The 18,946-nt window shown below is 64.0% G+C and carries 24 protein-coding genes and 2 pseudogenes; 8 read left to right on the top strand and 18 right to left on the bottom strand.

The genetic code is table 11. From position 1 onward, the window contains the following. Window positions 1–15: 15 nt before the first annotated feature. From C8D95_RS04030 to rpiB, 3 genes are read left to right on the top strand one after another with little or no spacing between them, the layout of a single operon-like run. On the top strand, window positions 16–477 hold the full coding sequence (locus tag C8D95_RS04030) for a TRAP transporter small permease (protein WP_109757817.1): 462 nt from the start codon (window positions 16–18) through the stop codon (window positions 475–477). A gap of 3 nt (window positions 478–480) precedes the next feature. Beyond that, window positions 481–1,755 carry a TRAP transporter large permease gene (locus tag C8D95_RS04025; protein ID WP_109757816.1) on the top strand — a complete coding sequence of 425 codons (1,275 nt, stop codon included), beginning with the start codon at window positions 481–483 and terminating at the stop codon, window positions 1,753–1,755. Window positions 1,756–1,770: 15 nt separating this feature from the next. Next, the gene (gene rpiB / locus C8D95_RS04020; protein ID WP_109757815.1) at window positions 1,771–2,217 is read left to right on the top strand and encodes a ribose 5-phosphate isomerase B; all 447 of its coding nucleotides are present in this window, start codon (window positions 1,771–1,773) and stop codon (window positions 2,215–2,217) included. Window positions 2,218–2,371: 154 nt separating this feature from the next. Here the strand turns inward: rpiB and C8D95_RS04015 are convergent, their stop codons facing one another. From C8D95_RS04015 to C8D95_RS04005, 3 genes are all read right to left on the bottom strand, one after another. Further along, window positions 2,372–3,832 carry a pyridoxal phosphate-dependent decarboxylase family protein gene (locus C8D95_RS04015; RefSeq protein WP_109757814.1) on the bottom strand — a complete coding sequence of 487 codons (1,461 nt, stop codon included), beginning with the start codon at window positions 3,830–3,832 and terminating at the stop codon, window positions 2,372–2,374. Window positions 3,833–3,835: 3 nt separating this feature from the next. After that, window positions 3,836–4,906, bottom strand: coding sequence for a PLP-dependent cysteine synthase family protein (locus C8D95_RS04010; protein WP_206508495.1), 1,071 nt, complete (start codon window positions 4,904–4,906; stop codon window positions 3,836–3,838). Window positions 4,907–4,973: 67 nt separating this feature from the next. After that, window positions 4,974–5,342 carry a cupin domain-containing protein gene (locus C8D95_RS04005; RefSeq protein ID WP_109757812.1) on the bottom strand — a complete coding sequence of 123 codons (369 nt, stop codon included), beginning with the start codon at window positions 5,340–5,342 and terminating at the stop codon, window positions 4,974–4,976. A gap of 131 nt (window positions 5,343–5,473) precedes the next feature. Between C8D95_RS04005 and C8D95_RS22900 the strand changes: the two are divergent. From C8D95_RS22900 to C8D95_RS03990, 4 genes and pseudogenes are all read left to right on the top strand, one after another. Then, a pseudogene (locus C8D95_RS22900) lies at window positions 5,474–5,707 on the top strand (winged helix-turn-helix domain-containing protein); the annotation flags it as partial. A gap of 198 nt (window positions 5,708–5,905) precedes the next feature. Beyond that, window positions 5,906–7,030: a hypothetical protein gene (locus tag C8D95_RS04000; RefSeq protein ID WP_241239809.1), complete on the top strand. Its 1,125-nt coding sequence runs from the start codon at window positions 5,906–5,908 to the stop codon at window positions 7,028–7,030. An 87-nt stretch (window positions 7,031–7,117) separates the two neighbouring features. Beyond that, the gene (locus C8D95_RS03995; protein WP_109757810.1) at window positions 7,118–7,423 is read left to right on the top strand and encodes a GNAT family N-acetyltransferase; all 306 of its coding nucleotides are present in this window, start codon (window positions 7,118–7,120) and stop codon (window positions 7,421–7,423) included. A 16-nt stretch (window positions 7,424–7,439) separates the two neighbouring features. Next, entirely contained in the window at window positions 7,440–8,402 is a 963-nt protein-coding gene (locus tag C8D95_RS03990; RefSeq protein ID WP_109757809.1) for a pirin family protein, read from the top strand. Between the two features lie 81 nt (window positions 8,403–8,483). Here the strand turns inward: C8D95_RS03990 and C8D95_RS03985 are convergent, their stop codons facing one another. Beyond that, window positions 8,484–8,699, bottom strand: coding sequence for a hypothetical protein (locus tag C8D95_RS03985; RefSeq protein WP_241239808.1), 216 nt, complete (start codon window positions 8,697–8,699; stop codon window positions 8,484–8,486). 339 nt (window positions 8,700–9,038) lie between these two features. Between C8D95_RS03985 and C8D95_RS03980 the strand changes: the two genes are divergently transcribed. Continuing rightward, the gene (locus C8D95_RS03980) at window positions 9,039–9,692 is read left to right on the top strand and encodes a DUF6064 family protein (RefSeq protein WP_206508432.1); all 654 of its coding nucleotides are present in this window, start codon (window positions 9,039–9,041) and stop codon (window positions 9,690–9,692) included. A 241-nt stretch (window positions 9,693–9,933) separates the two neighbouring features. On the opposite strand, the gene C8D95_RS03975 is transcribed toward C8D95_RS03980, so the two are convergent. The 14 genes and pseudogenes from C8D95_RS03975 to C8D95_RS03920 all read right to left on the bottom strand — a co-directional run bounded on the left by C8D95_RS03975 (window position 9,934) and on the right by C8D95_RS03920 (window position 18,886). Continuing rightward, window positions 9,934–10,632 (bottom strand): TVP38/TMEM64 family protein, encoded by a 699-nt coding sequence (locus C8D95_RS03975; RefSeq protein ID WP_109757806.1) that lies wholly within the window; start codon window positions 10,630–10,632, stop codon window positions 9,934–9,936. Then, window positions 10,633–11,019 (bottom strand): DUF302 domain-containing protein, encoded by a 387-nt coding sequence (locus C8D95_RS03970; RefSeq protein ID WP_109757805.1) that lies wholly within the window; start codon window positions 11,017–11,019, stop codon window positions 10,633–10,635. A gap of 16 nt (window positions 11,020–11,035) precedes the next feature. Continuing rightward, on the bottom strand, window positions 11,036–11,161 hold the full coding sequence (locus tag C8D95_RS22710) for a hypothetical protein (protein ID WP_277601035.1): 126 nt from the start codon (window positions 11,159–11,161) through the stop codon (window positions 11,036–11,038). Window positions 11,162–11,287: 126 nt separating this feature from the next. Continuing rightward, window positions 11,288–11,428: pseudogene (locus C8D95_RS03965) on the bottom strand (multicopper oxidase domain-containing protein); the annotation flags it as partial. Window positions 11,429–11,521: 93 nt separating this feature from the next. Beyond that, entirely contained in the window at window positions 11,522–11,938 is a 417-nt protein-coding gene (locus tag C8D95_RS03960) for an ion channel (RefSeq protein ID WP_109757803.1), read from the bottom strand. A gap of 225 nt (window positions 11,939–12,163) precedes the next feature. Then, window positions 12,164–12,556, bottom strand: coding sequence for a CBS domain-containing protein (locus tag C8D95_RS03955; protein ID WP_109757802.1), 393 nt, complete (start codon window positions 12,554–12,556; stop codon window positions 12,164–12,166). Continuing rightward, window positions 12,553–12,729 (bottom strand): hypothetical protein, encoded by a 177-nt coding sequence (locus C8D95_RS21910; protein ID WP_164721574.1) that lies wholly within the window; start codon window positions 12,727–12,729, stop codon window positions 12,553–12,555. Before C8D95_RS21910 ends, C8D95_RS03955 begins: the two co-directional genes overlap by 4 nt. A 13-nt stretch (window positions 12,730–12,742) precedes the next feature. Further along, window positions 12,743–13,711 carry an FAD:protein FMN transferase gene (locus tag C8D95_RS03950; RefSeq protein WP_109757801.1) on the bottom strand — a complete coding sequence of 323 codons (969 nt, stop codon included), beginning with the start codon at window positions 13,709–13,711 and terminating at the stop codon, window positions 12,743–12,745. A 2-nt stretch (window positions 13,712–13,713) separates the two neighbouring features. Continuing rightward, window positions 13,714–14,937 (bottom strand): NADH:ubiquinone reductase (Na(+)-transporting) subunit F, encoded by a 1,224-nt coding sequence (gene nqrF, locus C8D95_RS03945; RefSeq protein ID WP_109757800.1) that lies wholly within the window; start codon window positions 14,935–14,937, stop codon window positions 13,714–13,716. Next, window positions 14,934–15,548: an NADH:ubiquinone reductase (Na(+)-transporting) subunit E gene (gene nqrE, locus C8D95_RS03940; protein WP_109757799.1), complete on the bottom strand. Its 615-nt coding sequence runs from the start codon at window positions 15,546–15,548 to the stop codon at window positions 14,934–14,936. The genes nqrF and nqrE overlap by 4 nt, the downstream gene beginning before the upstream one ends. Beyond that, entirely contained in the window at window positions 15,545–16,210 is a 666-nt protein-coding gene (locus C8D95_RS03935) for an NADH:ubiquinone reductase (Na(+)-transporting) subunit D (RefSeq protein WP_109757798.1), read from the bottom strand. Before C8D95_RS03935 ends, nqrE begins: the two co-directional genes overlap by 4 nt. Before the next feature lie 3 nt (window positions 16,211–16,213). After that, a complete protein-coding gene (locus C8D95_RS03930) occupies window positions 16,214–17,008 on the bottom strand; it encodes an FMN-binding protein (protein ID WP_109757797.1) in 795 nt (264 codons plus the stop codon). Further along, window positions 16,995–17,777: an RnfABCDGE type electron transport complex subunit D gene (locus C8D95_RS03925; protein WP_109757796.1), complete on the bottom strand. Its 783-nt coding sequence runs from the start codon at window positions 17,775–17,777 to the stop codon at window positions 16,995–16,997. The genes C8D95_RS03930 and C8D95_RS03925 overlap by 14 nt, the downstream gene beginning before the upstream one ends. Continuing rightward, on the bottom strand, window positions 17,774–18,886 hold the full coding sequence (locus tag C8D95_RS03920; RefSeq protein WP_249033307.1) for a Na(+)-translocating NADH-quinone reductase subunit A: 1,113 nt from the start codon (window positions 18,884–18,886) through the stop codon (window positions 17,774–17,776). Before C8D95_RS03920 ends, C8D95_RS03925 begins: the two co-directional genes overlap by 4 nt. Window positions 18,887–18,946: the final 60 nt, after the last annotated feature.

Below are 18,946 nucleotides of genomic sequence, written 5' to 3'. Positions count from 1 at the left end.
GCCGGGAGAGGATCGATGCTCAGAAAGCTTCTCGAGGTGGTCTGCGTCCTGCTCCTCGGCGCGCTTGTGACCGTGCCCTGCGTCCAGGTCATCATGCGCGACGTCTTCAACGCACCGATCGTGGGCGCGGAAGAATTGACGAGGTTCCTCCTGATCTGCACCGTCTTCGCCGCCTATCCCCTCGTTGTCGACGCCGGCGAAAATATCGTCATGGGAGAGATACGAGAGAGCCTTCCGGACCGGGCAGGACGGGGGATCCTTCTCATTTCGTCGATCCTCGCCGTCATCGCCTGTGCGTTCGTGGCTGTGGTGGTGGCGCTGAACATCTCGTCTAACCTCAACAACGCGACTCCGACCCTGAAGATCCCCTTCTGGATCTTCCTCGGCGCGACCTTCCTGGGATTTGCCGGCGCCGCCGCAGTGCATCTGTTTCATTTCCGCAAGCCGCCGCAGAAGCAGACGACCGTGAGTCTCTGAGAGATGGGCTTCGCCATCATCCTCGCGTTCCTGGCGTTGTTCATGCTGGGCTTTCCGGTGGTCTATGCGATCCTGCTTCCGGCAATCGCATACGTCCTGATCGAAGGGTTGCCGCTTGGCCTTCTCGCGCAGCGCGTGACCTACGCGCTGGACAGCTTCCCGCTCGTCGCCGTGCCGATCTTCATCTTCGTCGGAAACCTGATGAACCTCGCGGGCGTGACCGAGCGAATCTTCAAGTTCGCAGATACCCTCGTGGGACGGATCCCCGGCGGGCTCGCCCAGGTGAACATCTTCTCGAGCCTCATATTCTCGGGGATGTCCGGCGCCGCGCTGGCCGACGTGGGCGGCCTGGGGCGGATTGAAATCGAGGCCATGAAGAAGCGCGGCTTTGCTGCGCCCTTTTCGGCAGCGGTCACCGCCGCCTCCGCCGTTGTGGGTCCGATCTTTCCGCCGTCGATCCCGCTGATCGTCTACGGGTCGGTGACAAGCGTTTCCATCATCCAGCTGCTGATTGCGGGTATCGTTCCGGCGCTGATCTGCATCGTTCTCCTGATGTCGACCGCGGCTGTAATCGCGATCCTCCACGACATGCCACGTTCCGAGCGGTGGCCCACGGCGCGTGAGCTGGGCGCTTCGCTGCTCCCCGCGCTTCCCGCTCTCATGGCGCCGGTCCTGATGATCTCGGGCATGATGCTGGGTCTCTTCACGCCGACAGAAGCCGCAGCCGTCACGGCCGCGTACGTCCTGCTGGTCAGCGGCCTCATCTACCGCGAGCTCACCTTCGCCCATCTCTGGAACGCGATGCTGATGACGCTGAGGTCCACCAGCGCCATTCTCGTGATTGTCGCGGTCGCCTCGCTCTTCGGCTGGATCCTGGCGGTCGAGCAGATCCCGCAGGACTTCTCGAAGTTCATCCTGCAGTTCTCGAGCGATCCGATGGTTCTTCTCCTGATCGCCAACCTGATCTTCTTCATCGCAGGTATGTTCCTGGATTCCACGACGGCGACCCTCCTCGTCGTCCCGGTCATCGCGCCGCCACTCGTCGCTGCAGGAATAGACCCTGTGCATCTTGGCATCGTCGTGATCTTCAACCTCATGCTGGGACTTCTGACCCCGCCCATGGGCCTGTCGTTGTTTCTCGTCTCGCAGATTGCAGGCGTCACATTGAGACAGCTTCTGCGCGCCCTTCTGCCCTTCTATGTGCCGCTGCTCGTGACGCTCGGCATCATCACCTTCGCGGACGATCTCGTCCTTTGGCTTCCCAGAATGCTCCGCTAACCGAAAGAGGTTTCTATGCGCATCGTCGTCGGATCAGACCACGCCGGGTTCCCCCTCAAGGCATCCGTCATCAAGCACATTCAGGACCTCGGCCACGAGGTCGAGGACGTCGGCAGCTTCGACGACAAGCCCGTCGATTTTCCCGACATCGCCCAGAAGGTCACGCAGGCGGTGACGGCTGGCAAGGCAGAGCGCGGGATGCTGGTCTGCGGGACCGGGGTCGGCGCCTCGATCGCCGCCAACAAGGTCAAGGGCATCCGGGCCGCTGTCTGTCACGACATCCACTCGGCCCATCAATCGGTCGAGCATGACGACGTCAACGTCATGTGCATCGGAGCCCAGATCGTCGGCCCCTGGCTCGCCCACGACCTGGTGGAAGCGTATCTGAAGGCCGAGTTCTCGACCGACGAAGATTTCCGCCGCCGTGTCGAGAAGCTTCACAGGATGGACGACGCCCGCTGAGCCTCCACGCGAACCGGCGCATTCTGCGACGAGGCGAGCCGGAGGATGGTCTGGCAACGTGCTCTCTCTTGAAGGACGCTGGCAACCTGGGCGATCCCTGCCTTTCCACCTGGAAGAAGGTGGGCGGGAGCGCCCCTGCCCTCGCAAAGGTGCGTTAGCCTGCCCCATCGTCGATCAGTGCCTTGCCCAGTCGCGCGACCTCTTCGACCAGAATGTCCAGATCGGACGGTGTCGTCCGGTGATTGTTGATGGCGGCGCGCAAGCTATGGCGGCCCTGCACGGTCGTGTCGGACACGGCGGCGATGCCAGACTCCTGCATCCGCACCATGATCTCGATGTTCAGTCGTTTGAGCGCGTCCTCTGACAGACCGCCGGGATCGTAGCGGAAGCAGACGATGTTGATGACAGTCGGAGCACACAGCGTCAGGTTCGGCGTGGCCGCGATCCGTTTCGAAAGATGGCGTGCATGGGCGAGGTCCTGATCGATGAGCCGCCCGAACTTCTCGAGTCCGTGTTCCTTCAGCGCCATCCAGACCTTGAGCGCGCGAAAGCCACGGGATGTCTGGAGCCCGAAATCGTGCAGCCAGGCGCCCGAGGCAATGCCCCTCGGCGCGGCTTCAAGATATTCCGGCGTGACGGAGAAGGTGGCGAGATGCGCCTCGGCGTCCCGCACCAGCGCGCAGCCGACCTCGAACGGCGCATGCAGCCATTTGTGCGGATCGAGAGCGATGGAGTCCGCGCGCTCGATCCCGCGCACCAGCGCACGTCCTTCCGGCGCGATGGCCAGAAGCGCGCCGATGCAGCCGTCGACATGCATCCAGAGGCCTTCCGCGGTGCAGAGATCGGCAATGGCCTCAAGGTCATCGATGGCGCCCGTGTTCACCGTTCCCGCCGTCGCGATGACGGCGGCCGGGTGAAGGCCGGATGCCCGGTCCTCGGCTATTGCCGTGCGCAGCGCGGAGAGGTTCATCTGACATGCCGCGTCGGACGGCACGCGACGCAGCGCCCGGTTCCCCAGCCCCATCGCTTCGACCGCGATCCGATGACAGGAATGGAGTTGATCGGACCCGTAGAACCGCATGGCTGCCGTCATCCCGCCGACACCCAGTTCTCTCAGGTCGATGCCCGACATCCGGTTTCGCGCAACCGTCAGGCCAATGAGATTTGCCATCGAGCCGCCCGAAACCAGAGTCCCGCTGGCCGACTCCGGATAGCCCACCATCTCCTTCATCCAGCACACGACCTGCTTGTCGATCTCGGCCGCCGAATGGTCGCCGCCACCGAGATTGGAGCCCAGGATGGCGGCGAGAAAATCGCCGAGCGCTCCGGTGAAGTTGCTCGCCCCCATGAACCACATCCAGAACCGCGGATGGATGTTGCCCATCGGGTAAGGCAGAACGTCCGCGACGACCTGGCGGTAAACCTCTTGCAGCGGCTGGCCTTTCTCGGGAACCCCGTCGCGAAATCGCGCGCGCACGTCCTGCGGCATGTCCTGCCAGACGGGCCGAGAACGGACGTCCCGAACATAGTCGACGGCATCATCCACCATCTGGTGCGCAACGGCGCGGTGGGCGTCCCAATCCGATGGATCAAGCGTTTCCGTCGAGTCCGGCATGGCTCACACCAACCGGTAACCGGGTGTCGAACGGGACAGACCGACCTCTTCCTCGGTCATCTCTTCGGGAATTGCCTCGAAGAGCGGTGTGGACATGTAGCGTTCGCCGGTGTCGGGCAGCATGCACAGGATCACCGTGCCGGCGTCCGCCCGCTCGGCGATCTTCATGGCGACGGCGAAGGTCGATCCACCGGAGACGCCAGTGAGGATGCCCTCGGATCGCGCCAGTTGCCGCGCCCAGGCCATGCCATCCGGGCCGGCAATGGGAACCAGCTCGTCGTAGAGCCGGTCGTCCACCGCTTCCTGAAGCACGTACGGAATGAAGTCCGGCGTCCAGCCCTGAATCGGATGCGGCTCGAAGGCCGGGTGGCTTTCGGCGGGCGAGTGATCCGCATTCCGCGCCTGGACATGACCGCTGCCGAGGAGCTGGGCGTTTGCGGGTTCGGACAGCACGATCTTCGTCTCGGGGCGCTCACGGCGAAGCACGCGGGCCACGCCTGTCACAGTCCCGCCGGTCCCATAGCCGGTGACCCAGTAGTCGAGGCGATGGCCCCTGAAATCGGCGAGGATCTCTTGCGCCGTGGTCGTTTCGTGAATTCTGGCGTTGGCGTCGGTCTCGAATTGCCGGGCGAGGAACCAGCCGTTCGCCTCGGCCAGCTCTACTGCCTTGCGATACATGCCCAGTCCCTTTTCAGCCCTTGGCGTGAGAACGACTTTCGCGCCCATCATCCGCATCAGCTTGCGTCGCTCGACCGAAAAGCTGTCGGCCATAGTCACCACCAGGGGATAGCCCTTTGCCGCGCAGACCATGGCGAGCCCGATCCCGGTATTGCCCGACGTCGCTTCGACAACCGTCTGGCCGGGTCGCAGGCTGCCATTCCGTTCGGCTTCCTCGATGATGCTTAGCGCCAGCCGATCCTTCACCGACCCGGCCGGGTTGAAGAACTCGGCCTTGACGTAAAGCTCCACGCCCTTCGGTGCGATGCGGTTGATCCTGATCGCGGGTGTATTGCCGATCGTGTCGAGCAGGCTGGCGTAAAGACGGCCGCGGCCCGTGGTGGTGTGCGCTGTCATGGCATCCATGGCCATTCTCCGGTTCTGTTCAGGGTTGTCGGCAGGCTGTCACGGCACCCGTGCCGGATCAGTGCTGATGATCGGGTGGGGCGAAGAGGATCAGTTCGACCCGCTCGTCCCCATCCACGTAGGCGTCATGACCGGGCGGTATCTCGAAGAAGTCGCCCTTGACGATCGTCGTCTCGACGCCCGACTCGAGCATTCGCACCACGAGCGTTCCTGACATGCAGTAACCCGTGTGGCGCATCGGGCAGGAATCGGGCGATCCGAGCAAGGGCTTCTCGTCGACCTCCCAGGTCCAGCCCTTCTCGAAAATGGCGTGCATCCCGGTGCTGCCATCCGCCATCTGGAGGATGGAGATACCGCCCCGATCTTTCATATCGAGGCGTTGATCCGGCGTCTCGAACCGGCGGGTTTCGATTGCTGCTTGCGGCATGTCTCTTCTCTCCCTCTCTGACTGCTGGCGGGAGATATCCGCCCACTGAGGTCAAGGTTACCGACTGTTGCGCCCCGCGCTTGATGAGACCCTGAAGAACTCCTGTAGAACGCCGCAATTTTCTTGTATTCATGCGTATGGACTGGACTTTTGGAGAGTTTCATCTCGACGCGGAGCGGTTCCAGCTGGTCCGCCGCGGCGTCGCCGTTGCGCTCGAGCCGCAGGTGCTTGTCCTGTTGATTCACCTCGTCAAGAACCGTGACCGCATGGTCTCAAAGGACGAGGTCGTGGAGGCAGTCTGGCAGGGAAAGGCCGTTTCGGACGCCAGCATCTCGAGCCGTATCCGTTCGGCGCGTCAGGCCCTCGGCGACGACGGTGCGCGTCAGGAGATGATCCAGACGGTTCATGGAAGAGGATTTCGTTTCATTGCGGCGGTAACGGAGAAGACACCGGCGCGCGCGGACGCAGCCTCAGCGGCGCCGTCCGTCTCCGATCACCTTCCAGGAATGCCATCGATTGCAATTCTGCCTCTCAGGCAGCTTGGCGCAGATCCGGACCTCGAGGTGCTCGCCGAGGCGATCCCTCACGAGATCATCGAAGCGATGTCCCGGCTCCGTTGGCTCGCCGTGATTGCGCGTGGTTCCTCGTTCCGCTTCGGCATCGGTGAGGCCAATCTCGCTCTGGTCGCGGAAGCCCTGTCGGCGCGCTACATTCTGAGCGGAATCATCGAGAGCCGCGGCGGCGGGGCCGCGGTGAGCCTCGAGCTGCTGGAGGCCGGATCGCGGCAGGTGCTCTGGGCCGACCACCTCGTCTCGCCGCTCGACGCGATAGACGACCTCAGATCGCGGATCGTCGCCCAGCTCATTGCGGCGCTCGAGATGCATATACCGTTCAACGAGGCCCGCATTGCTCAACGGAGCACGTTTGAAAATCGCGATGCCTGGGCCAACTACCATGTCGGTTTGCGGCATCTCTACCGTTTCACCGCAACCGACACGGCGGTCGCGCGGGCGTGTTTCGAACGCGCCGTCGCAGCCGAACCGCACTTCGCCCGCGCGCATGCGGGTCTGTCCTTCACCAGCTTCCTGACCGCGTTCCTGCGCCTCGATCCCGAAACATCCGCGGCGGCGCGTCTCGCCCGGCAACACGCGGAACGCGCGCTGGAACTGGACGCGCTCGACCCGTTCGCGAACTTCACCATGGGCAGATCGTTCTGGCTGACCGACCAGCCGGAGATTGCTGCGCACTGGCTATCGAGGGCGACAACCCTCAATCCGAACTACGCCCAGGGTTTCTACGCTTCGGCCTTCACCGCGATGCTGACGGGCAACGCTGACGCTACGACTGGGGCGCTCGACACGTCGCTGCGCCTCAGCCCTCTCGATCCGCTGCTCTACGGCATATACGGCGTCCGGGCACAGTTGCTGATGCAGCAGGAGGACTACGAGACCGCTGCCGACTGGGGAGACCGGGCAGCGACGCAGCCCGGCGCGCATTACCTGATCGGGATGATCGCTCTTGCTGCCAACGGGCTGGCCGGACGGCAACAGCGCGCGGAGCATCTGCGTCAGGATATTCTTCGGAGCAAGACGGACGCGAGCGCGGCCGATTACTTCGCGGCCTTCCCAACCCGCCACTCGACGTCCCGCGCACGCATCGCGAAGGAACTGACCAGGCATGGGTTCTGATTCAACGCTGCTGTCACAGGGTGACGAGAATTGGCGTTCCGGCCCACTCAATCCCGCCAGCCTAAGCATCTCGAGCAGGAGGAATCGATGACTGACCCCAAACGGGAAGAACTGCACATCGAACGAGAGGAAAACGAGAGCAAGGGACGGTACGTCGTCCGCATCGACGGGGCCGAGGCCGAGATGACCTATTCGCGGGCGGGCGAGACGATGATCATTATCGATCACACGGAGGTTCCCGACGCCATGCGCGGCCGCTCGGTGGGACAGGCCCTGGTACGACGTGCCGTCGAGGATGCACGTACCGAAGGCCGCTCGATCATCCCCCTCTGTCCCTTCGCCAAGGCGCAGATCGCGCGCCACGCGGAATGGCAGGACGTGCTGAAAGGCTGAAGCTGGAGACAATGTTATGAGCTGGAGCCCCTGCCCCGACCCGAAACCTGGCGCGCCCGACACGGTCGATGCCGTCGAGACGCTGATCGTGCCCCGCGCCGTGGACCTTGGCGGGATGGAGGTGCGCCGCGCGCTGCCATCCACCAAGCGCCAGATGGTGGGTCCCTTCATCTTCTTCGACCAGATGGGCCCGGCCGAATTCCTGACCGACGAGGGGATCGATGTGCGTCCGCACCCGCATATCAACCTTGCCACCGTTACCTATCTGTTCGAAGGCAAGATCCGACACCGCGACAGCCTTGGCACGGATCTCGACATCGAGCCTGGGGCCGTCAACTGGATGAAAGCCGGTCGCGGGATCGTCCACTCGGAGCGCACGGACGAAGCGAGCCGGAGGACCGGCCAGCGCCTCTTCGGCATCCAGACCTGGGTGGCGCTGCCTGAGGCCCAGGAAGAAAGCGATCCAGACTTCATTCATCACGGCGCATCGGCTCTGCCCGTGATCGAGGACGGAGGCATGACGGCGCGTCTCATCGCCGGGCAGGCCTTCGGATCGCGCTCACCGCTCGTGACGGCATCCGAGACGCTGTACGCCGACGTGCAACTTGCACCGGGTTCGAGGTTTTCGGTCGAGCCCTCGGTGACGGAGCGCGCGCTCTACACCATCGCGGGCGAGATCGACGTTGCGGGCCAGTGCTTCGGGCCGGCGCAGCTTCTGGTGCTCCGACCGGGCGACCAGATCGTCGTCAAGGCCATGACCGCTTCGCGCGTGATGCTCTTCGGGGGCGAGCCGATGGAAGGTCCGCGCTGGATATGGTGGAACTTCGTTTCCTCACGAAGGGAACGGATCGAGCAGGCGCAGGAGGAGTGGCGACGCGGCCGCTTCGATACCGTGCCCGGCGATGAGGCCGATTTCATCCCGCTTCCCGAGACGGCTACCAAGCCGCGACCAGCGGTCGGCGGCGTACTGTACCCCTAGGCACGGCGAGACTGTCCCGCAGGGACAGGAAGCAACGCTTTCGCAGGTAGAATCTTCCTGTTCTTTCACCAGGCGTGTCCCTTACGTCAGGCTCAGGACTGCCATCAGCATCATGCTCACGCCTCGGGCGAGTTGGCCGTAGGCCGGCGGCCCTTCGTATTTTGCTGCCGATCTCCAGACGCCGACCAGCGCCACCACGTTGTAGGGCACGGAAAGGCCATAGCCCACGAACACCGCGGGCCAGGCAAGATCGGCGCTGATCAGAGCCAGGAAGCCGATGCTCGTCGAGATGTTCACAAGCAGCCCCCCAAGCACTGTCCAAGACCAGAACGCAACGTCCAAAGGGAGATCGCCTCTCCAGAGAGCAAGCATCTTTGACATAACTCGAATGTCGCACGGGAACTAGCGCCGACCAACCAGTTGGCTGCGTGGCCGACGTTACTGGATCAGAATAACCTTGGAGAGCTGTTCAATGCCCGAGGCTCGGGATGACAAAGGTGATGGGCGGGGGGACCGTCGCGGGCCCCCAACTCCATCTGCCGGGTCTCGACTTATCCTTCCGTTGACCTGCCGCAAGGCGCAGCTTCGCCCTTGGGCGCATAGTGCGATGCAGCCAGTGAGACTAGGAGTGCCGTGATGCCTTTCTCGGTCGAGGAGTTCTTCGCCGTATTCGCCGCCTACAACACGGCGATCTGGCCACTTCAGATCGCGGCTTATGTCGGCGGGTTCGCTGTTGTCGCGATGTTGTGGCGTCCGTCGAGGATGGCCGACACGGGCATCTTCCTCGTCCTGTCTGCGATGTGGGTGATGAATGGCATCGGGTATCACTGGATGCACTTCGCCCCGGTCAATCCGGCAGCCAGAGTGTTCGCCGCGCTTTTCGTGGTTCAGGCCGTCCTGCTTGCCGTAGCGCCACTACTCTCCCGCGAGCGCGCAGTGTTCGGACATGCCGGATCGGGAGTCCGGTGGATCGCGGGTGCCCTCATCGTCTTCGCGATGATCCTCTATCCGCTGCTCGGGTTCGCCTTCGGCCATCGCTATCCCGCGATACCTGTCTTCGGGGTCGCGCCCTGCCCGACGACGATCTTCACCATCGGTGTGCTGCTTCTTGGGGACTGGAAGACCGTGCGCTGGTTGCTGATCATTCCCGCCAGCTGGTCGGTGATCGGCGGGTCGGCGGCTGTCCTGCTGGCGGTGCCTCAGGATTACGGGTTGATCGCAGCGGGCTTCATCGCATTAGGCATCGCCTTAGCGGGTCGCCGCCTCCGAGCGAACGGGACCGGCGCCTGACTCCACCGACGACGGGCGTCCAGCAGGGCTCGCCGCCCGTTGTCTTGTAGATCAGCGGCATGTTCGCTGTCGCACTTGCGCCGGAACCACCCACGCTCGCCATCGCAGTCGGCGACGATCTCCCCGTTCGCCAACACAAGGATAGCTAAGGCGGAAACCGCTGCGACGAGTGTCGAGCGCAGCAACCGGGCCGGACTCGGCAAGTCTTCCGGGTTTCAGTTTCTGTGCGCTCAAGCCCTTTCTACCGGTCGCTCGACTCGGCCGTGGTTCGCGTGTCCTCGCCAGGTCTTCTCCGCATCGCCACCCAGAGCAGCGGCACCCCTGTCACAAGGCCAAGGCCCAGCACCGCCCATGTCGCCCGACCAAGGTCTCCGCCCACCGCCACATTCCCGAAGTGGGCGAGAAGGAAGCTCGCCGGGACGATTCCTGCCAGTGTCGCCAAGGCAAATCGCCAGGCATGGAGCCGACTGAGGCCGGCCGCGTAGCTGATCATGTCGAAGGACAGGAAGGGCATCAGGCGGCTGGCAAATACCGTCGCCGTCAGCGCCGTCTGCGACCCGAGCAGTCCCACATCGACGCGGTCGCCAAAGGCCCGCCGCAGGACGTCACGTCCCAGAACCCGGGCGAGGCCGAACGCGACCAGCGCACCAAGCTCAGCGCCGATCACGACCTGCACGGTGCCCCAGAGCTGCCCATAGGCCGCGCCGGCCGCCATCGCAATTGGCGCGCTCGGGATTGGGCTGGCGACGACGGCCAAGGTCATGAGCGCGACGACCACCACCGGCCCCCAGACGCCGGCGCGTGCCACCAGCCTCTCCAGACGTTCCCCGTCCAGAAGGTCACGTGCCTCGTCGAACACCGAAGGCTCGACCGCCCAAAGGCCAAGAAGAACGACCCCGAGTATCGCCAGACCTGCGAGGGTGCGGGCGCGCGAACTCATCTAGATCGCCTCGACGGCCTTCCTCAGCAGGTCTCGGACCTGGCCCGCGACGGCCGTCAGCGCGGCATTCTCGACCGCCTGCATCGATGCCACAGGGTCGATGGCACTGATCTCGACGCCACCCTCGACCTCACGCAGGATGACGTTGCACGGCAGCATCGCGCCAACCCGCGGCTCTATCCCGATGGCCTGATACGCCATCTTCGGATTGCAGGCGCCGAGGATTCGATAGGCTGGCATCTCGACGTCGAGCTTCTTTTTCATCGTCGCCTTTACGTCGATCTCGGTCAGGACACCGAAGCCGTGGTCCGCCAGTGCCTTTCGCGTCCTGGCGTCGACGTCGTCGATCCCAGCGCCGGAGATCGTTCGATCGATAGTGTAGGTCATTGCGCAGTCCTTTCTTTCATTTCCGAAGATACTTGATCAGCGCCGATATGGCCAAGACCACCAGCACAAGGATCAGCAGGCCGAACAGCCAGCCAAACCCCATTTCGAAACCCATTCCGAAGTTCATGTCGTTCCAGTTCATGTCTCATCCTCCTGATTTTCAATCCTAGGATGCGCCTTTTGCACCGACCTCACGACAACATGGGGCAGGACATTACATGATCACTATCGTGAGATCGGGACGCTGGGTCCGAACAACCACTCCGGATCAGGCTGATGCCGTGACTGCCCGCACGGTCATCATGCCGCTGGCAAGGTGCGGCATGTGGTGACAATGCAGCATCCAGCGTGCGGTTTCGCCTGGATCGAGCGACACATCGACCGTCGACTTCGGCGGGACGCAGACGGTGCCTGCAAACGACAGCCGGTGTTGACCCCAAGTCGCCCAGGTGATCGTCCAGACATAGGGCTGCTTCGAGCGCAACGAGTCTCGCCTCCCATGCTACTCGCGCCAAGCTCGTTCGCAGACTGAATAAAGGAAGGTCGCCGACCAGGTCAGCACCATGAATCCGCCCAGGGACTGCATCATGTTGATCATGCGTATCGGTCCGCTGGTCTCGATCTGCGTGTAACCGAGGGTGGCGAAGTTGATGCCGGAGAAGTAGATCAACCCATCCCAACTCGCGTCGTAGCTGCCGCCGAGGTCTCCCAGGCCGCCCCAGCTCAGCAGCACCTTGTAGACTCCGGCGAAGGCCAGGATCTCGATCGTGTGGAGCGCCAGCAGGCCGAGAAACGTCACGATGATCGCCGCCTGCGGTCTGTCGTCCGCATCCGGCTTTATCCCGCGAACGGCGAGCATGCCGTAGTGGTGGCCGATCCCGAGCGCGGCAACCAGCAGGAACCCGTAGACTAGAGCCATTTCTCATCTCCTTCACGAACGTTGCACTGACGCCAGACGAGCCAGTGGCGTCGTCTCGCCCAAGTCTGACACTGAGGCAATCGAAGAACTCATGGATGGACTTCCGTACTGCAACACATGCGGCACAGAAAATCGAACCCGGAACGAACTTGTCCAAAGGTAGCGAGCGTCCGAAGAGCTTCTTCTTGCGGCCCCCGGTCGGGGTTTCGGGCACCAAGCCCCGCGTCAACTCATGCGGATCAATCTTGCGAGGACGTCCGACCGTTCGACGAGCCCGACAATTCCTGTTCCGTCGCTCACCGGAAACACGCGGTGAGGGTGGTTCAGAAACATCTCGGCAACTCTCACAAGCTCGTCCTTTACGTCCACGAAAATGACTTCGCGCGTCATGTGATCCGCAACGCAGCCTTTCCACTCCCGGTAGTAGCTTGCATGGAGCGCGGCGCGGAAGCAGTCCTTTTGAGTAAGGATTCCCATAAGGCGGCCGTCGTCCCCAAGGACAGGAGCGGCGGCGGCGCCGGTTTCCACCAGCAGCGCGGCAGCGCGACGTATAGGCGTGCCCGCAACCAGGTCCGGAAAGTCCCGACGCATGATGGACGCGATGACTTCTTCGGTCATTCAGGCACGTCCCTGTCGGATCGGCGCAAGGGACAATCGGTGCAGCGACCCTCGGGCAGGCAGGACGCGGCGCTGCAACTGGTCAGAGCCGGTCCTCGCCCGAGAAGCAGGCCCAGTCCGAGTCCTGCCACCGCGAAGACCATGACCAGCGTTGCCAAGATGATTTCCATCATGGACGTTTTCCTTTCACGCAAGCACGTCTTTGATGCTGCCCGTCTCGATGCGGCGCAGAGCCATTTCTTCCTCGAACAGGAACAGCGCGGCAATGTCGCGGTCCCGGGCCAGCGCCGGCCCGGCGTCGTCGCCTGCGGCAAACAGGGCCGTGGCCCAGCCATCTGCGGTCATCGCGTCGGCTGCCAACACCGTGACCGAGCGCAAGCGTCCCTGCACCGGAGCGGCGGCAGCCGGGTCGATGATGTGACCCCATATGCTTGCTCCGACCGAGTAGCTTTGCTGAGACAAGCCTGACGTGGCGACAGCCATGCCGTCCGGCAGGTGCAGCAGTGCCGCGGCGGACTGGGACCGCACAGGATGTTCCACGGCGACCTGCCAGTCACGCCCGGAGGGATGGCGACCTAACGCAGAGAGTTCGCCGCCCAGATCGAGCAGGGCAGTCTCGAGGCCGTGCGATCGCGCCAGTTCGGCAGCCCTGTCGAGGGCGCGGCCCTTGGCAATGCCGCATAGATCGAGTGTCAATTCGCCCCGCGACTTGACGATGGTGCCGCCCTCGATGCGAATGCCGCGCCAGTCCGGTCCGCCGCCGCGCAGGATAGGGCCAAAACCCCAGCGAGCGACGAGAGGGCCTACCGTGGGATCAAAGGTGCCGCCGCTGGCCCCGGCAAGTCCAAGTGCAGCCTGCGTCACCCGGAGCATCTCTTCACTCGCCGCTCCGCCTTGCGCGCTGGCATTGAAGCGGCTGATATCGCTGTCGGTTCGCCACGGCGACATTTCCGCGTCGATGCCGGCGAACAAGTCGTCAAGTGCGGGCCTGAGCCGGGCGAGCCCGGCGTCTGACGGGCCGACAATTCGCCAGGTCGTGCCGAATGCATTGCCCTCCAGCCTTTCTGGCGTTGCAGAGTGGGCCAGTGAGGGACAAGCGAGCGCCGCACCCAGCAGTCCGATAGCTTCGCGCCGTGAGAAGTTGGCTCTTTTCATGGTCAGGCTCCGAAATCGTCGTAGAAGATGGCATCAGGCTCCACCCCAAGCCTCTGCAGCGTGGCAAGCACGGCAGAAATCATCACCGGAGGTCCGCAGAGGTAGTATTCGCACTCCTCCGGCGAGGCATGACGGGTCATCTCTGCCTGCAGGATCTCATGTATGAAGCCGGAGGCTCCGGTCCAGCGGTCGCCCGGGGCGGGGTCGGACAAGGCCGGTCTCCAGCTGAAATGTTTGTGCTGACGGGCAAGCGCCTCGAATTCCTCGGAATAGAACAGGTCGGCCGCCGCGCGCGCGCCGTAGAAGTATCGAATGCGCCGGTCGGTGCCGCCCGCAAGTTCCTGATGTATCATCGCGCGCAGCGGTGCCATCCCGACGCCACCGCCGACGAAGATCATTTCCCGCGTGCCGGGCCGGACGTGGAAATCACCGAAAGGGCCGGAGGCCGTGACGCTGTCGCCCGGGTTGACCGTGAACAACCAGGACGAGACAAGGCCTGGCGGGATCTCGGTCTCGCGCCCCGGCGGCGGAACGGCGAGGCGGATGTTGAACACGGCGGTGCCGGCATCCTCGGGCCTGTTGGCGAGAGAATAGGCCCGGGTCACGGCAGCCTCGGAAGAGACACGCATTTCACTCCAGCCCGCGATCTCCCAAGGCTCACGGAACGGCTCCGGCAGCTCCAGTGTCGCAAAGTCCAGTCGATAGGCCGGCGCGGTAATCTGCATGAAGTCACCGGCACGGAACGTCGATAGCCGGTCGTCAGGCATGTTCAGAACGATTTCGCGGATGAGCGGCGCCAGCATCCTGGCAGACGCGACAGTGCAGGCAAAACCGCTTCCGGCGCTGAGGATGCCATCCGGCACCCATACGGCACAATCCCCACTCAGCGTGGTCTGGCAGGCGAGTCGGACATGGGCGCGGCGCTCCCTGGGCGACAGCACGCCGCGTTCTGTGGCTTGCGGGGTGCCCGCACCGTCTCCCAAGACCGTGACGCGGCAAAGTCCGCAGGTGCCCTTCCCGCCGCACGCCGCCGGAATGGGGATGTCGAAACCGTGCAGCACGTCCAGAAGTCTCACACCCCGTTTCGCGCGCAGATGCATCCTGTCGTTGACGTCCAGGCCGATATCGCCGGAAGGAAGCAAACGGGACCGAAAGGCCAGCAGTCCCATTGCAAGGCCGACCACAAGGCCCATGATCACCAGGCTGCCGAGGAGGATCTCGGTCATTGCGACATCGCCATCTGTGCGAAGGAGGCAAAGCCCAGAGACATGAGCCCGGTCAGGATGAAGGCGATGCCAAGCCCCCGCAGTCCTGCAGGCAGATCGGCATAGGCCAGCCGACCGCGAATGGCGCCCAGCATGACGACAGCGACAGCAAATCCGAGCCCGCTACCCAAACCGAAGACCACGGATTCACTAAAGCCATACGAACGGTCAACCATGAAGAGGCTTCCCGCGAGGATCGCGCACTGCACGGTCAGCAACGGCAGAAACACACCGAACGAGGCATGCACGGCCGGAAAGAAGCGATCGAGCAGCATCTCCAGGAGTTGGACGGTCGCCGCAATAACACCGATGAAGGCGATCAGCGACAGGTAGGAAAGATCAAGCTCGGGCATGCCGGCCCAGGTCCAGGCTCCCGGCGCGAGCAGTCCGCGGTAGATCAGCCAATTCAACGGCACTGTCACGCCCAGCACGCCGGTCATGGCAATCCCGAGGCCAAGTGCGCTTTCAGGGCGCTTCGACAGAGCCAGAAAAGTGCAGAGCCCCAGAAACAGCGTCAGCGGCATGTTGTCGACGAAAGCCGCAGACAGGAAAAGGGACCAAAGATCCGTCATTCGACCGTCATCGTTCGCGCAGGCGGCACATGTTCAAGCGCTTCGGTTTGTTCGACACGCCACGACCTGATCGCCCAGACCAGCCCACCCAAGAGAAAGAAGGCCGAGGGTGCCAAGAGCATCAGGCCCAGCGGCGTGAACCAGCCACCGGCATCGGCCAGGGGAAATGCCTGCCAGCCGAACAGCTGACCCCGGCCGAAGAGTTCGCGCACCCCGCCGAGAGTTAGCAGTATAAGGGAATATCCCAGCCCGTTGCCGAAAGCATCCACGGCGGCGGGCACCGGCGCATGGTGGCGCGCATAGGCTTCCGTGCGGCCCAGCACCAGGCAGTTCGTGGTGATGAGGCCGACGTAGATCGAGAGGGCGCGGCTGATCTCGGCGAAATAGGCTTGCAGGATCTGGTCGATCACGATCACCAGCGACGCGACGATGACAATCTGGACGATGAGCCGGATGGTGTCGGGAATGTGACGGCGTATCAGGCTGATGAGAACCGCCGACAGCGTGAGAACCAGGGTCAGCGACACCGACATTGTCAGCGCAGTCGCCAGCGATGTCGTCACCGCCAACGCCGAGCAGATGCCCAGGATCTGCAGCGTCACTGGATTCTGGCGAAGCAGCGGGTCCGTCAGTGTCGCCCAGAAATCTATGCGCGCGGCCATGACTTAGAACTCCCCTCGTTCGATGGCGCGGATCAGCGGACCATAGCCATCGGGCCCAAGCCAGAAACGCACCATGTTCGCGACCCCGCGGCCGGTTCGCGTTGCGCCGGTGATGCCGTCGACCTCGTAGGGGCCCGATGCCTCGCCGCGTGCTACTGCAAAGCGCAGATCCCCCGACGCGTCGCGCAACTCGGTTCCAGCAAAACTGGACTGCCAGGATGACTCCTCGATCCGTCCGCCAAGACCGGGAGTTTCGGAATGTCCGGTGATGGCGATGCCCGCGATGGTGTTCAGGTCACCACGCAGCGCGAGTATCGCGTCAATGCGCCCGCCATAGCCCTGACCGGTGAGAGGCAGAAGCAGCAGCGAGATGTCGCCGCCTTCGCGCAGCAGAAATATCTGGGCAAAGTCGGGTCGCTGCCGGAGCCCCGCGATGTCTGCGCTCGCCTCGAGCGCGGTCCAGTTCGACGTATCGGCCAGCGCGTCGTCGAGCGTGGCGGCTGTGACGTCCGATGCCGCGCGTCCCTTGGCAAGCTCGACCACGACGGTGGAGAGCGCGCCACCCGACTGCGCCAGAAGGTCGGTCATGCCCGGAATGCCGCGGAGCAGAGCTTCGATCCGGGCCTGCTCCTCAGCCGCGCGGTTGGCCGTCTGGATCGGGCGCAGCAACACGGTGGCGCCGCTGACCAGGAGAGCGCAGATGGACGCGACGAGGAACGCGACGATCAGGGTCTTCGCCCGGCTTTCGTTGGGCAAGGCAAGGAACCGCCGCCAGGGGTTCCGGTCAGTTTCGGCCATGTCGTCTCCGTCTCTGTTCATACCAGATCCCCAGCGCCATCTCATCAAGCAGAGGCGCCGCGAGCGAAGTCAGAAGGGCTGCGGCCACGGCGACCTGTACCGGCGCGGCCCCGTGCCAGCCCCCGGCGAACAGGGTCACGAGGCTTGCGTAAAGCGCCCCGTTCAGCCAGCGCCCGAACAGCGTCGTGGCGCTGGTGACCGGATCTGCCACGAGCAGCACAAGCACGATCCCCGCAACAGGCGCGACTGTCGGGGGCAACGCACCCGTCGCCACGGCGCCGACTGCCACAATGGCAGCGCTGGCGACGACACCAAGAGACATCGAGCCGGTTGCCACCCCGATGAGCGCTGCCGGTATGGCGGCCCAGGTCACAGGCGCAGCGAGTTCGGGCCAGGGAAATCCGGGAAAGCCGAAGCCCAGGAACGACAGCGTCACGACCGCCGGGTTCACCACATTGCGGCCCCAACCCCCGAAGACCAGCTCTCCCATCACCGCGCCAAAGCTGATGGCGAGGGCCAACCGAAGCACCCCCAGCCCTTCCGGCGCCAGCATCGCGACCGCCAGGGCCGTGATCAGGAAAGCCAGCGAGATCGGCTGCGCCCGTGCCAGCAGAAAGACAAGGTTCCAGAACGCCAGCACGAGTGCGACAAAACCGAGACGCAGAAGGGCCTCGACGCCGCCGAACCACAACCAGAACAGTGTCAACGGCAGGTAAGACGCCAGCAACATCAGCACGACCGTCTCACGGGTCCAGATGCCGCGAGTCATTCGGCGAACTCCGAGCGGACGCGGTCGAGCATGGCACGCAGAGCCGCAGCGAGATGCATCTCGCCTCCAAGCACATAATCCGCGAGCGCCACGTCCTCCTCGAGAAGTGACAGCAGCCCCATTTTCATTGCCGTTTCTTCGTCGCCGGACATCAACGCCCGGACGAAGGCCACTGCAGGAAGCGCATTGGCAAATGCCTGATCGATGGCCGCGTTTGGTATGACCGGTTTCGGTGCAGCGGATCGGGTCAGTGCGCCAATCAGCCAATGCCGTTGCGGGCCCTTCTTCACGCCCGGCAGAACCGTGACCTGCCGGTGACGCGGTGCGAGCCAACGAGCCGGATGTCCGTCGAGCGGCGATCCCGACAGGACCACATGGGGACCCGGCTTCGTGACGCGGTGCGTCAGGCCTCGGAGGTCCGCGCCGGGTTGTGTGCGCACCAGTCGTCCTTCACGGAGCGCCGCCCCGCCTACACTGACGAGGCGCGACATGGGCAGGGTTCCGGTCGCGATCAAAGCCCCCAGATGAGCGACATCCTCGGCGTGGAGGTCCCAGACCGACGCCTCGATGCTGGCCTGGAAAAGTGTGTGGATGCGAAGACCGGGCGCGCCCTGTGGATGGCGCGGACCGCTGTCGACGGAGCGCAGACGACCGCGCGCGGGTACGCCGTCAAAGAGCGGCGGCCCCGGCTGCTGGCAGACGAAGACGGGACCGTCAGTCAGACGGGTCAGCGCGTGAAGCCCGCGCCCGAATGCCTCCTCCTGCCCTTCGATCGCCATACGCGGGTCGGGCGCAAGCGGGGACGTATCGGTGGCCATGACGAAGATGGCGGCGGGCCGTTCGTCCGCTCCCGGCATTCCACCGAAGGGTCTGCGCCGCAGCCACGGCCAGAAGCCGGCGGTCTGCATCAGTCGGCGCAATCCCGCCTCGTTGTCAGCGCCGGATGTGTCGTGACGGACGGCCTCGTCTTCAGGCTCGCGAAACAACACGATCTCAGCCAGCCTGTGCCCCTGCAACAATTCAATGCGAGCGACGCGCGCCCGCATTGGCGCGACGAAGCAGACGTCCGACGCCTTGTGCAGACGGGCCAACGCTGCGCCCTGCTGCACCAGCGCTCCTTCCGCGACCTCGACGGAAACGCGCGGCGCTTCACCGGGAGACGGGCGAAT

It is taken from the genome of Silicimonas algicola (assembly GCF_003148765.1).
In the GTDB taxonomy this organism is placed as follows: Bacteria; Pseudomonadota; Alphaproteobacteria; order Rhodobacterales; family Rhodobacteraceae; genus Silicimonas; species Silicimonas algicola.
Note: the sequence above shows the minus strand (reverse complement) of the source record. Positions and strands in the feature narration are given on the sequence as shown.